Here is a 13,712-nt window from a genome sequence, read left to right as displayed (position 1 = left end):
AATTTCCACTATTCCAGGGAGGTATATATTAATGTTGAAATCAGCTGCGAAAAAAAGTTTAACAGCCATGCTGGCGGGAACCGTCATGTTGACCGGATACACCGGACTCTGGGCAGGGCCGCAAACAGCACATGCCGCAGATCAGGCCATCGAGATTCAGGCAGACAGCATTAATGAAGCCCGGTTTTTGCAATTGTATGATCAGTTGAAAGATCCGGCGAACGGATATTTTTCTCCAGAGGGTCTACCGTATCATTCCATTGAGAGCCTGCTCAGTGAGGCCCCGGATTATGGTCATATGACGACGTCCGAGGCATACAGTTACTGGCTGTGGTTGGAAACCATGTATGGCCACTACACGGGAGATTGGTCCCAATTGGAAGCAGCATGGGACAGTATGGAGAAATACATTATCCCGGTCAACGAAGGTGACGGCAAGGAAGAGCAGCCTACGATGAGTTCATACAACCCAAACAGCCCTGCTACGTATGCAGCGGAAAAACCTTTTCCTGATCAATATCCATCGCAACTTAATGGTCAATATGCAGCGGGTAAAGACCCGATTGATGCCGAACTTAAGGCGACCTATGGTGACAATCAGACCTATCTCATGCACTGGCTGGTCGATGTGGATAACTGGTATGGATATGGCAACCTGTTGAATCCATCACACACGGCTACCTATGTGAATACGTTCCAGCGTGGCGAGCAGGAGTCTGTGTGGGAAGCCATTCCGCATCCATCCCAGGATGATAAATCTTTTGGTAAGGCAAACGAAGGTTTCATGAGCTTGTTCACAAAGGAAAATCAGGTACCGTCAGCGCAATGGCGTTACACAAACGCAACGGATGCCGATGCACGTGCTGTACAGGTGCTGTATTGGGCGAAGGAGATGGGATACAACAATCCGGAATATCTGGATAAAGCGAAGAAGATGGGGGACTATCTGCGCTATGGCATGTATGATAAATACTTCCAGAAAATTGGAAGTGCAAAGAACGGTACACCGACTCCGGGTACAGGCAAGGATTCCAACATGTATCTCATGGCTTGGTATACGTCTTGGGGCGGTGGCCTGGGTCAAGGTGGGGATTGGGCTTGGCGCATTGGAGCGAGCCATACCCATCAGGCTTATCAAAACCCGGTTGCAGCGTATGCTTTGTCTGATCCGGCTGGCGGCTTGATTCCGAAATCAGCAACAGCGAAGGCAGATTGGAATGCTACGCTGAAACGTCAGTTGGAATTCTACACTTGGCTACAATCCCATGAAGGAGCTATCGGCGGGGGAGCAACGAACAGTCTGGATGGTTCATACAAAGCCTATCCGGCAGGCGTAAGTACATTCTATGACATGGCTTATCAGGAGGCACCTGTATATCGTGATCCGGATTCCAACACCTGGTTTGGATTCCAGGCATGGCCGCTGGAGCGTGTAGCCGAGATGTACTATATTCTTGCGGAGAGCGGTGATTTGACCTCTGAGAACTTCCAGATGGCCAAAAAAGTAATCACGAAGTGGATCGACTGGAGTAAGGATTATGTATTTGTAGGTGAGCGTCCGGTGACGGATGCGCAAGGTTATTATCTGAATGTGGCTGGACAGCGCATTTTGGGTGGAACCAATGTTCAGGTAGCAACAACGCCGGCTCCGGGAGAGTTCTGGATTCCGGGTGGTCAGGAATGGCAGGGTCAACCGGACAAGTGGAACGGATTCAGTTCGTTTACGGAAAATCCGAACTTCCGTGTAACGACCAAAGATCCAGTGCAGGACACAGGAGTTCTGGGAAGTTACGTTAAAGCTCTGACCTTCTTCGCAGCGGGAACACAGGCAGAGAACGGCACACTTAGCGCGGAAGGCCAAGAAGCCAAGGATTTGGCCGAGGCTCTGCTGGATACAGCTTGGGATTACAATGATGGTGTGGGGATTGTTACGGAAGAAGAACGTAAAGACTACTTCCGCTTCTTTGCCAAAGAGATCTATATCCCGGCGAACTGGTCAGGAACCTTTGGTCAAGGCAACACGATTCCAGGTACAGCAGGTGTACCTTCCGATCCGGCGAAAGGCGGCAATGGCGTATACATTGGATACTCCGATCTGCGTCCGGCCATCAAGCAAGATCCGGCATGGGCTTACCTGGATAACCTGTACAAAACGTCGTATAACCCGACCACGAAGCAGTGGGAAAACGGTGCACCTACCTTTACGTATCACCGGTTCTGGTCACAGGTGGATATGGCTACAGCGTACGGCGAGTATGATCGTCTCCTCGGAGATTCCGATAGTCCGGAAGTGGAAGTACCCGCTGCTCCTGCTGGAGTAACAGCAACTGGAGGAAGCGAGCAAGTGGTTCTGAATTGGAACGCAGCTGCTGGTGCGGCCTCGTATACTGTGAAACGTGCAACAGTGAACGGTGGTCCTTATACGCCTGTAGCGACAGGAGTCACAGGATCGACATTCACAGACACAGGTTTGACCAACGGCACAACGTATTATTATGTCATCACTGCGGTGAATGCCGTAGGTGAGTCCGTACCGTCGACACAGGCATCTGCAACACCATTGGCAGGTACCGTTGTGCCAGGCGTATTCAACCTTACTGGAACGGCTGGCAATGCCCAGGCGGTACTGACATGGACAGCATCAACTGGTGCAGCAAGTTATAAGGTGCAACGTTCGGTAGGCACCGGAGCATATGCTGATCTGGCAACTGGTTTGACTGCACTGACGTATACCGATGCTACAGCGGTGAATGGTACGGCTTATAATTACAGAGTCGTAGCCATGAATACGAGTGGTCAGACGAATTCGAATGTATTGGTGTTGACCCCATTAGCACCTCCAGTCACAACGGGAACGCTTGAAGTACAATACCGTAATGGTAGTTCAGGAACTTCGGGCAATGCGATTACTCCACAGTTCAATGTGAAGAATACAGGAACAACTGCTGTCGACTTGAGCAAAGTGAAGGTCCGGTATTATTTCACGAAGGATAGTGCCGCTGATCTGAGTTTCTGGTGTGATTATGCACAGGTTGGCAGTGGTAATGTGGAAGGGCATTTTGTTTCGATAGATCCGGCCAAGGGCACGGCAGATACGTATCTGGAGATTGGATTCAAAGCGGGTGCAGGCAGTTTGGCCGCGGGTGCCGAGACTGGAGTCATCCAGGGACGTTTCTCGAAAAATAACTGGACGAATTTTGATCAAACGAATGATTATTCCTTTGATTCCACTCAAACGGCCTTCAGTGCCTGGACGAAAGTGACAGCTTATCAGGATGGCGCCAAGGTATGGGGAATTGAACCTTAAATGAGTTGATCGACTAGCTGTAGAGAGATGTTACTCATCATACAGGTTAAGCCGGGGAGAGATCCCTGGCTTTTCTTTTTTTATGGAAAAGCAAAAATGAAATACGAAATAATCAAACGGACACTGCTGATAAATCGATCCGTATTGAGGCTGGAGGCAAAAATGTGAATTCGGGCAACGGTAATCGGCAAATGAATCATAGTAATGTTTACCATATTTGCGATTTTAAACATTAAAATCTAGGTCATATGGCATATGCCCTGAATGAGAAACGACCTAGCTCTTGTATCGCGGAAAAATCAAGCCTATCAAATAGTTACAATAATTTAACCTTTCAAAAAGAAGGGATCAGCAGTGAATTTTTCCAGCAGATCATGGACAGAACCTGATACTTAGTGCTCAAATGTGCCTATATCAATACAGGACTTTCGACTGATGAACGTTATGGATAGCCCGTTTACAATGGGGCAAGCCCGGGAGAACCAAGCCAGGTTAAAATTCTGTAACATCAGGGGGAACTCGACATCATGAACTGGAAGAAAACGATTATTACGGCAAGTGTCACAGCAACGATGCTGATGGGAAGTCTGACGACAGGAGCACTAACGGCACAGGTATCGGCAGCTGCTGTTGACAATTCACAAGTAAAAGTAATTTGGGGCGTAAACCTACGCACAACACCTTCTTCTTCTGCGAAGATTGTTCGCTTGGTTGCTAAAGGGGAAACGGTAACGGTGCTTCAGCAATCCGGTTCGGATTGGTATAAGATTAAGGATTCTGCTAACCGGACAGGCTACATATCTTCTTCATCCAAATACACACAAGCGATTAGTGGCGGCACAAGCGGATCGGGTTCGAATAGTGGTACATCGGTGACCGGCAATGCATCTGTAGAAAAAGTGATTGCAGCGGGAATGAAATACTTGGGAACACCTTATGAGTTCGGAGCCAGTCGTAACAGCACAGCGACTTTTGACTGTTCCAGCTTTGTACGTCAGGCTTTCATCGATGCGCTGGGCATCAAGCTTCCAGCGGATTCCCGCAAACAGGGAGCTTATGTAAAAGCCAAGGGTACAGTTCAGACCAACTGGAAAAACCTGAAACGCGGAGATCTGATGTATTTCATGTCGTATAAAGGCAGCTCTGCATCATCGTATTCCGGCGTGAATAAATCTACCGCAACCATTACGCACACAGGGATTTACCTGGGCGACGGAAAAGTATTACACACCTATTCTAACGCTGGCGGTGGTGTAACAACTAGTGATATCTCCGGCAAACACTGGGAGTACCGCTTCCTGTTTGGTGGTAGTGCGCTGTAGGTTAGAACAAGAACCTTCTTAGAACTTCTACGAACTTCTAGGATATTCTAGGATATTCTACGGTATTTTGCGGATGTTCATATGTATATTAAACACCTTCCATTTGCCTTTGAGGGCGAGTGGGAGGTGTTTTTGTGTTTTCTATTGAGCCGAAGAGTTCAATCCTGATAGTACAGTCGGAACAGGATGTCCTGATTGTAGTTTCCGAATCCCTCACCATACAAGGTGAGCCCACCTACATGCCGGGCATCTTCCTCCACCGAAAGACGAAGAGTCCATTGGTTGCGTTCAACCGGGATATCTGCGAGTGTAATGTCGGATAGATGTTGTCCATCAATAAACGTACCCTCATTGGTAATTCGGAGTACCTTGAGCATGCCGTATTGATTGACACTGTCACTCCACCATTCCGGGGTGAACATGCCACGTCCGTTGCCTGAATCTCCAGGGCTTGTCCATTCCCCTAATCGGATGCCATTCAGCATGAATGTAATATCCGAGGGCCAATTCGGATTAACCGAAGGGGCTTCTGACCCGATCTCTAGGGACAATTCAATGGCATTGATCTGCTGTCCGGATAAGATATAGTTTGGAATTTTGTACTCCACAAATCCACGACCAAACCACAGAATATGCGCATGCATCCGCTCGGGGTCGAGAAAATAACGAGGATCATCATACTGTCCGATAACATGATTGGACGTAGCCAGACCACATGTCGGGTAGACGTCAAAGTGAGTGTAGTGTCCCACAGGTACAGAAACTTCGTGCAGCTTGCGCGCTGTCCCGCTTTCCTGCGGCATGGAGATGCCAATCCAGTCTACAGCAAGACTGTTCATTTTATGTGTGCCGCCGTCTTTGCGTATCATTTTGGACTGAATAATGCCCACATCCTGAAGTTTGCGGACATGCATGGTCACGATAGCACTACTTAGACCCAGTGAAGCAGCAAGGTCTTTCACATTCATCGGAGTCTCTGCAACAAGGCGGATGATCTGTAGACGGACTTCACTGGCAAGTGCTTCATATAGGGGGAGCCATTCGGCATCGGTATTTGCTCTGATCACAGTTGTTCCTCCATTTTTTCTGTATAGAATTAAGTTAAACATAAATTCAGTAAAAAGAATAACATTTTGCAAAATTCAGGTTGAAATTAAGGCTATAATCGATTTTAATATAAATATGAACGTTGATCCATAGAATATCAATTAATTTTTATATTAATCTTAAGGAGTTGAAATTCATTATGGAAAAAGCAAAAATGACGGTAGATAAAGATTTTACTATTGGTGTAGTGGATAAGCGCTTGTACGGATCATTTATTGAGCATCTGGGACGTGCAGTCTATGGCGGGATTTACGAGCCGGGGCATCCATCAGCGAACGAACAGGGTTTCCGCACGGATGTGCTGGAGATGGTCAAGGAGTTGAATGTACCGATTGTACGTTATCCTGGAGGTAATTTTGTATCCGGTTACAATTGGGAAGATTCGGTTGGACCTGTGTCAGAACGCAAACGCAGACTGGAACTGGCCTGGAGAACGATTGAGACCAATGAATTTGGCTTCAACGAATTCGTGGACTGGGCGAAACAGGCTAATTCTGAAGTCATGATGGCCGTTAATCTGGGAACACGGGGCGCCGATGCAGCACGTAACATTGTAGAGTACAGCAACCATCCAGAAGGTTCGTATTATAGTGATCTTCGCATCAAGCATGGATATAAGCAGCCCCATGCGATCAAAACATGGTGTCTGGGCAATGAGATGGATGGACCTTGGCAGATCGGTCACAAAACGGCAGAAGAGTATGGACGTGCAGCCGTTGAAGCGGCAAAAGTCATGAAGTGGACGGACCCGACGATTGAACTGGTAGCCTGCGGAAGTTCAAACCTGAATATGCCATCATTCCCGGAATGGGAAGCAACGGTGCTGGATCATACGTATGATCACGTGGAGTATCTGTCCTTGCATCAATACTACGGCAATCAAGAGCAAGATACGCCAACGTTCCTGGCACGCTCGCTTGAAATGGATCGTTTTATCGATACCGTGAAGGCAACTTGTGATTATATCAAAGCGAAGAAGCGCAGCAAAAAGACGATGTATCTGTCCTTTGACGAGTGGAATGTATGGTATCACTCCAATGAAAATGATTCGAAGATGGACCCTTGGCAGATTGCCCCACCACAGCTGGAGGATATCTATAACCACGAGGATGCACTGCTTGTTGGTTGTATGTTGATCAGTATGCTCAAACATGCGGATCGGGTTAAAATGGCATGTTTGGCACAACTCGTTAACGTGATTGCACCGATCATGACAGATACGGGCGGTGGTTCATGGAGACAGACGATCTTCTATCCATTTATGCATACGTCTCTCTTCGGGCGCGGAACAGCATTGGTGCCATTGATTCAGTCTCCGAAGTACGATACAAAACAAATCACAGACGTACCTTATCTGGAAGCTATTGCGGTGCATAACGAAGAGCAGGGTGAAGTGACTGTATTCGCAGTCAACCGTCATCTGGAAGAATCCCTTCCGCTCGAAGTGGACCTGCGCAGCTTCGGGAAGTGTACCGTGATCGAGCATATCGTGCTGGAAAGTGATGATCTCAAAGCAGTTAATACAGCGGCACAACCAAACCGCGTTGCTCCTCATAATCGTGGGGGTGCAGTCATCTCCGATACACTGATTACGGCGAGCTTGGCGAAAGCATCATGGAACGTGATTCGTTTGAAAGTTCAGTAGGGGATTAGCGTAAGCGTAAAGGGCTAGGACACGTGAGGGCGCAATGGCAGGCTTGATGCCTGAGAGGGAAAGCCAGCGAACAGCGGATTAGCGTGTTCCTTCAATCAAAAAAGCTGGGTGCGAGTTCATCGCATCCAGCTTTTTTCGTTGTGTTTTGTAGGGAAAGGGAAGGCATGGGAGACATGAGTGATGATGTGGCAGACAAGGTAGCTTATAAGCTAGGTAACGGCGTGTGTTGAAAATGAAGTACATGGTCCTGTCATACGCATACGCGCTAACGAATCTAGGCCACCTTATTGTGCCGATTATCGTTATAGTAGAAATTTAACGAATCGGAGACACGTTATCCTGGCAAAGAGACGGATGAATCTCGGTAAAAGCGTGCCTAGAGCGGAAATAAGGTGTCTAGGATTCGTTAGAATATTAGATTTGCTGGAAACAGACTAATAGCGTGTGCTGAGTTCGTTACAATCCACCCACCTATGTGAAAAGGTTAATTCTCTTCTGCTTTGATTCAGCGTAGCTTCCGCTTCAAAATTTAAAACTCAAAACTTTCGCCGTCACGTGGAATAAGCACCTGTCCATCCATCTGCTCGGATGCCAGATAAGTCGCAAGGTCCGTACGAGACATCACACAATGGTTAATCGCATCCATGTGCACAGCGATGACATGAGCAGACGGCGCATGGCGCTTCACGGCGACAACGTCAGGGCCGTCCATCGTAATGGGATCACCCTCCACAAAGCGTGCACCTCCGGCATTCACGACAATGACTTCAGGCGTATATTGGCGGATGGCCTCAGCAGGTTCTTCACACCAGATCGTATCCCCGGCAATATAGGTGACAGGTTCTAGATCTGCTTCAAGTACAAAGCCGGACACCTTGCCCATACGTTCACCGATCTCACCTGTGCCATGATGCCCGGATGTACGGGCGAATCGGATAGAGTGATGCTCATGTTTTTCATCTACAGCTGTTACATTCGTGAATCCGGCACCCAGAAATACATTCTCATCCCCAGGCTGGCAGATCAGAGGAATGTCTTTGCCAAGTTGTTTCGCCGCTGCTTCATCCCAGTGATCCAGATGGGTGTGTGTCACAATCAACAGATCCGGATTCAGATAATCCGTTTCGGTTTCGGGCAAGCTCACTCTTGGATTACGTAACTCATTGGGTGTGTTCGGGAATGCAGGCATGACTTCGGCGTCCATCAACATCGGATCAACGAGAATGTTCAGCCCTCCATATTCCAGCCACAGTGTAGCATTGCGAATCAATTGAATTTTCATTATATTTGCACTCCTTCGAGTTGTTTAATAGTATTACCCTTATATGGTATACAACCCGTTTAACGGCGTACATAACATGATGAATGGAATTAGGCCACGCTAATTTCACCGTGAAAGGATTGCTGAAGCAAGATGAATGAAATGATAGATGCCACAGATATACGTATTTTGCAGATTCTGATTCAAGATGCCAAACGTTCTCACAAAGAGATCGGTGAAGAGGTTCATCTCACGGGACAGGCCGTTGGTGCAAGAGTGCGCAAGCTGCAAGATCTGGGTGTGATTGAAGGTTATACGGTAAAATGGAACCCGGAACGCCTTGGCCTCGGCCTACAAGCATTTGTCACAGTTTTCTTGAACTCCGGCGACAGACATGCTGCCTTTCGTACATTCATTGCTGAACGTGAGGACATCGTTGAAGTCCATCGCGTCAGCGGAGAAGGCTGTTATCTGATGCGGGTGCAGACCAGTACCACAGAGCAACTTGGACAACTGCTGGAAGCATTGCTGCCTTACGGCAATTACAAAGTTAGCCTGTCCATAGGTGTAGAGAAATCACAATGATGTGTGGGAAACTTGTCCTCATCCATCCCGATACTCAACCATTTTGCCGCTGTTCCTGCAAAGTCTCCTGAAGCAAAGTCACTGCCTGGTTCAGCTCTTTTTTGCTGAGTAGATGATCCGTTTGAATATGAAACCGTGTGCCGTCCTTCAAGTACAGGACAAACATGGGAGAAGTAGACAGAAGCCACTTGCTGCGGGCAGGTGAGGCGAGTTCCACTTTGCGAATCCGGCTCCATGGAATCTTCCGTTTACCCGTGCTCAACGCATCATCATCCCAGGATAACAACACGGCGGGAGTTCTGGTTAGTCGTGAGACGAACATGAAGAACAACGGTCCAACAAACCACATACCCAGTACGGCTGCGATGGAATAGTATATCGTCTCCAGTCTTTCGGCTTGTCCGTCCACGATGATCCATAATAGGCTCACGCACAAGAGAAGGAAAAGAAAGCATAAACTTCCTTTCCATAACGCAGTGCTGCGTTGGTAAAGAATCTGCTGATGGTCACGCTTGGGTGTTTCAGGTTGTTGCATACATGCTCCTCCTAATGAACAATGCTGATCAATATGCCAAACGTGCCGCCTGCATGAGCAGAGCGGCATGTTCAACGTTCTGTATTTACTATAACTCAGGTTCATTACCCTGATATAGCTGAATTTTTACCTGCATCACGCGCATGGGTGTACAAGTCGGCATACACACCTTTGGCTGCGATTAGTTCCTTGTGCGGGCCTTCCTCCACAATCTCACCATTCTCCATCACTAGAATTCGATCGGCATGCATCACCGTGGACAGACGATGGGCAATAACAATGGTGGTGCGTCCCTGGGATACCGATTCCAGCGCCTGCTGCACAAGCTGTTCCGTGTGTGAGTCCAGATTGGCGGTTGCCTCATCCAGGATGAGCACTCGGGGCTGGAACACCACGATCCGGGCAAAGGAGATCAACTGCCGCTCCCCGGCGGATAGTCCGCTTCCGCGTTCGGATAGATGCGTATCATATCCTTGAGGCAAACGTGAAATCATGGCATGTGCTCCGACAAACCGGCAGGCCTCAATCGCCTGCTCTCGCGTAATATCCTCACGAAACATTCTCACATTATCAATGATGGAACCGGAGAACAGGAAGGGTTCCTGTTGAATCAGACCCACGATCCGATGAAGCTTAGCCTGCGGCAGATACCGAATATCGGTACCATCAATCTCAATACTGCCCTTGTTTACATCATAGAAGCGATTGAGTAGGGAGATCAGTGTGCTTTTGCCAGCGCCTGTTGTGCCCACGATACCTACCATTTCACCCGGATAGAGGTGCAGGTTCATATGTTGGATCAGGGGCCGATCTGCCCGATAACCAAACGACACATCATTAAAATCAATCTGGCCCATCACATTTTGTGGTTCAAGCGAGGAGGCCATCCCGGGTTTGGGATCAGCAACTTCAGGCCGTGTATTCAGAATGTTCCAGATGCGATCCATCGATACGGTCGTGGACTGGAATGTATTCCATTGCATCGTAATCTGGTTAATCGGTTGAAAGAACTGACGGATATAGCTGATAAACGCATACAATACCCCGACTTGCAGGGACTCACCCAGTACGGCGCGACCTCCAAGCCAGACCATCATGACCAGTGCCGCATTGCCAAGGATATCAAACGTCCGGTTGAATATGACATTGGAGCGGGCTTGAGCAATGTTGGCTTTCAGATGAAGCGCATTTTGTTCCGAGAAACGTTTCTTCTGTTCTTCTTCCTGGTGAAAAGCCTGAATCAGGAACATGCCGGACAGGTTCTCCGCCGTAAAAGCGATCAGACGGGAAAGCCGGGTACGAGCATTTTGATAAGCTTTCCGCAGTCGACTACGGAATAACACCGCAACAACCGCAATGACAGGCAAGACGATCAGAGAGTAACTCGCCAGTACAGGATCAAGCTGGAACATAAAGACGATAATGAGCACCAGCATCATACCATCTCGAATCAGACTGAGCAGTACTTGAGTGAAAAAGCTGCTGATGGTCTCCGTATCACTGGATACGTTCGTGACCAGACTGCCGATATGAAAACGGTCAAAGAAGGACATGGACATTTTGGATATATGCTTGAACAGGTCCTTTCGGATCCGGGATACAATGTTCTGTCCCACATGCTGCAACAGATTATTCTGGATATAGGTAAAAATAAAACTGATGACAGCCAGCCCGAGAAAGATGGCTGCGAGCTGAACGAGAAAGCCCACACTGGTCTGGCCCACGGCCAGATGATCATCGATGGCGATCTTCACCAGATAGGGTTGCAGCAGATCTGCCGATATGCCAAGAAGTGAACAGAAGAAGATACCAGCAAAAGCCCATTTATGGGGTTTGGCGTATGCCATCATCGCCTTAAATGAAGTTCGTTTACTCTGATCGGCCTCTGCGTCTGGGCGAAGTTCAGCGTTAGCGTTAGACATGATGTAATCCCTCCTCCTGCAAACGGTAGGTGGCCGCATATAACCCCTTGGCAGCCATCAGCTGAGCATGTGTTCCCTGCTCAGCGACTCGCCCTTCATCCAGAACGATAATATCGTCCGCATGACGGACCGCGCTGATGCGATGAGAGATGATTAATGTAGTCTTGCCCTTGCCGATTTCGCGCAAACTGCGCAGAATACCACTCTCGGTGACGGCATCAACCGCGCTCATACTGTCATCCAGAATAAGTAACTGTGCTTGTTTGATCAGTCCTCTTGCCAGGCTCGTTCGCTGACGCTGTCCACCAGACAGGGTGAGTCCACGTTCGCCAAGCAGTGTATCAAAGCGATCGGGAAAACGGACAATATTGTCATAGATCATGGCTTGCCGTGCACTATGTTCCACTGTATCCAGCGATACTTCCCGGTCGCTGAATGCGATGTTATCCCGGATGGTGGTACTAAACAGGAATCCATCCTGAGGGACATAGGCGATGCGCGATCTTAGACTTTCCAGCGACAGCTGCCGAATATCGGTACCATTGATGCGAATCGTTCCTTCAGGTGGTTCATATGTACGCAGCAATAGCTTAACGAGGGTACTTTTACCTGAGCCGGTCTTGCCTACAATACCGACCGTTCGCCCGGCACGGATATTGAGTTGAATGTTTTTGAGAGCAGGAGATGAACTGCCAGGATAGGAGAAGGTTAGATTCTCCATCGTGATGTCTTGTACGGTTTGGAGCGCTGTCGCTTCAGGAAGTTCACGTACATCCGCTACTTCGCTGAGCAGGTCATTCACCCGCTCCAGTGATGCGCCTGAGCGCTGAACGGTATTAATAACATTGCCGATCTGTTGAAGCGGTCCCATGATAATGCGCAGATATAAGGTTAAGGCGACAAAACTCCCGAGTGTAATAGAATTCTGCATGGTCATAATACCTCCAACAAGCAGAGAAACGACCAATGAGATGGCTCCCAGCAGTGGTAGCAAGGCTTGAAACAAGGAAGACAGACGAACCAGTCGAAGCTGTTTGCTCTTGATTGCATCGACGGTAGTTCCAAAGCGTGCACGAGCACTGTCTTCAATGGCAAACGTCTTGGTTACGCGTATGCCACCCAGCTGCTCTTCTGCTGATTCCGTCATGGTTGCAAGAGCTTCCTGCACGTCGCGAGAGCGCTTGCGAATCCGCGGACCAAAAAACACGACCAGAAATGGAATCGCCAGCAAAGGAACAACACTGATTAGAATGAGCGTCAACGGAATCCCGCTAAGCAGCATCATGACAATGCAGGACAACAGCAGGAAGGTGGCATTGGTCATGAGTGTCACGCCATTAGATATCGCTTCACGTACGGAAGTAACGTCATTCATGACATAACTGAGCAGCTTTCCGTTCCCCTGTTTGGAGAAATAATGTTCGCTAAGTTCGGAAAACTTACTAAATATACGCTCACGCGTCATGAATTCGAAGCGTCGACCGAGCTTCATAATCATGAATTGCCCGGTACCGAACAGCAGATTATACCCGATGGCAATAGCCATAAGAGACAGGCTGTACCTTACGACCGTCTGCATCTGAAGCGTGTTCTGCATCAACTGATCCGTGAAGCTGCCGAGTATCCGGGGCAAGGATGCTTGCCCGACATTGGAGGCGATAATCAGAAGAACAGCAACCAGATAAACAGGCCAGTTCGACACAACATAACCGCGAAGTAATCCTTTCTTGGACATAAGCGTTGTTCTCCTTTTGTTATAGGTGAAGTCAGTTCAGGCAGGTGAAGTCAAGAAAAGGGCCGACACCTGTTATTAGCGCGTCGTGCCCTCTTACTGTATGCGATCTAGTTCGTTGTTTATCCGTCATCCGATAGATTTCTCTATTCTTATTTTTGCGCTAATCCGATGGGATGTCAACGAAGCCAGTTAGCAAAAAGCAGGTGATCGGATTAGCGACGTCGGAAAGGAGCTCTATGCCGTGTTCCTGTGTTGTATTCACCAGATGTCGAAATTACTGAAAC

9 protein-coding genes are annotated in these 13,712 nt (G+C 48.3%); 4 read left to right on the top strand and 5 right to left on the bottom strand.

The window, feature by feature from the left end; genetic code table 11:
• Nucleotides 1–31 precede the first annotated feature (31 nt).
• Together MKX68_RS05115 and MKX68_RS05110 are read left to right on the top strand one after the other, a co-directional pair.
• Nucleotides 32–3,307, top strand: coding sequence for a glycoside hydrolase family 48 protein (locus tag MKX68_RS05115; RefSeq protein WP_340909675.1), 3,276 nt, complete (start codon nucleotides 32–34; stop codon nucleotides 3,305–3,307).
• Nucleotides 3,308–3,834: 527 nt separating this feature from the next.
• On the top strand, nucleotides 3,835–4,629 hold the full coding sequence (locus MKX68_RS05110) for a C40 family peptidase (protein ID WP_074093837.1): 795 nt from the start codon (nucleotides 3,835–3,837) through the stop codon (nucleotides 4,627–4,629).
• Nucleotides 4,630–4,787: 158 nt separating this feature from the next.
• Here the strand turns inward: MKX68_RS05110 and MKX68_RS05105 are convergent, their stop codons facing one another.
• Nucleotides 4,788–5,696 (bottom strand): ArsR/SmtB family transcription factor, encoded by a 909-nt coding sequence (locus MKX68_RS05105; protein WP_340909671.1) that lies wholly within the window; start codon nucleotides 5,694–5,696, stop codon nucleotides 4,788–4,790.
• 179 nt (nucleotides 5,697–5,875) lie between these two features.
• Between MKX68_RS05105 and arfA the strand changes: the two genes are divergently transcribed.
• Entirely contained in the window at nucleotides 5,876–7,381 is a 1,506-nt protein-coding gene (gene arfA / locus MKX68_RS05100) for an arabinosylfuranosidase ArfA (RefSeq protein WP_338591720.1), read from the top strand.
• Between the two features lie 538 nt (nucleotides 7,382–7,919).
• Here arfA and MKX68_RS05095 read toward each other — a convergent pair.
• A complete protein-coding gene (locus MKX68_RS05095) occupies nucleotides 7,920–8,672 on the bottom strand; it encodes an MBL fold metallo-hydrolase (protein ID WP_340909667.1) in 753 nt (250 codons plus the stop codon).
• Nucleotides 8,673–8,804: 132 nt separating this feature from the next.
• Here MKX68_RS05095 and MKX68_RS05090 point away from each other — a divergent pair, with 132 nt between their 5' ends.
• Nucleotides 8,805–9,236 carry an Lrp/AsnC family transcriptional regulator gene (locus MKX68_RS05090; RefSeq protein WP_338591724.1) on the top strand — a complete coding sequence of 144 codons (432 nt, stop codon included), beginning with the start codon at nucleotides 8,805–8,807 and terminating at the stop codon, nucleotides 9,234–9,236.
• Nucleotides 9,237–9,270: 34 nt separating this feature from the next.
• Here MKX68_RS05090 and MKX68_RS05085 read toward each other — a convergent pair whose 3' ends face one another.
• The 3 genes from MKX68_RS05085 to MKX68_RS05075 all read right to left on the bottom strand — a co-directional run bounded on the left by MKX68_RS05085 (nucleotide 9,271) and on the right by MKX68_RS05075 (nucleotide 13,428).
• The gene (locus MKX68_RS05085; RefSeq protein ID WP_340909664.1) at nucleotides 9,271–9,666 is read right to left on the bottom strand and encodes a hypothetical protein; all 396 of its coding nucleotides are present in this window, start codon (nucleotides 9,664–9,666) and stop codon (nucleotides 9,271–9,273) included.
• Between the two features lie 209 nt (nucleotides 9,667–9,875).
• A complete protein-coding gene (locus MKX68_RS05080; RefSeq protein WP_340909662.1) occupies nucleotides 9,876–11,693 on the bottom strand; it encodes an ABC transporter ATP-binding protein in 1,818 nt (605 codons plus the stop codon).
• The gene (locus tag MKX68_RS05075; RefSeq protein WP_340909659.1) at nucleotides 11,686–13,428 is read right to left on the bottom strand and encodes an ABC transporter ATP-binding protein; all 1,743 of its coding nucleotides are present in this window, start codon (nucleotides 13,426–13,428) and stop codon (nucleotides 11,686–11,688) included. Before MKX68_RS05075 ends, MKX68_RS05080 begins: the two co-directional genes overlap by 8 nt.
• Nucleotides 13,429–13,712: the final 284 nt, after the last annotated feature.

The organism is Paenibacillus sp. FSL M8-0212, from assembly GCF_038004645.1.
In the GTDB taxonomy this organism is placed as follows: domain Bacteria; phylum Bacillota; class Bacilli; order Paenibacillales; family Paenibacillaceae; genus Paenibacillus.
Note: the sequence above shows the minus strand (reverse complement) of the source record. Positions and strands in the feature narration are given on the sequence as shown.

Excerpts from the sequence above, each read along its gene's own strand:
- MKX68_RS05115 (WP_340909675.1), top strand. The coding sequence starts at position 32 with ATGTTGAAATCAGCTGCGAAAAAAAGTTTAACAGCCATGCTGGCGGGA.
- MKX68_RS05110 (WP_074093837.1), top strand. The coding sequence starts at position 3,835 with ATGAACTGGAAGAAAACGATTATTACGGCAAGTGTCACAGCAACGATG.
- arfA (WP_338591720.1), top strand. The coding sequence starts at position 5,876 with ATGGAAAAAGCAAAAATGACGGTAGATAAAGATTTTACTATTGGTGTA.
- MKX68_RS05095 (WP_340909667.1), bottom strand. The coding sequence starts at position 8,672 with ATGAAAATTCAATTGATTCGCAATGCTACACTGTGGCTGGAATATGGA.
- MKX68_RS05090 (WP_338591724.1), top strand. The coding sequence starts at position 8,805 with ATGAATGAAATGATAGATGCCACAGATATACGTATTTTGCAGATTCTG.
- MKX68_RS05080 (WP_340909662.1), bottom strand. The coding sequence starts at position 11,693 with ATGTCTAACGCTAACGCTGAACTTCGCCCAGACGCAGAGGCCGATCAG.
- MKX68_RS05075 (WP_340909659.1), bottom strand. The coding sequence starts at position 13,428 with ATGTCCAAGAAAGGATTACTTCGCGGTTATGTTGTGTCGAACTGGCCT.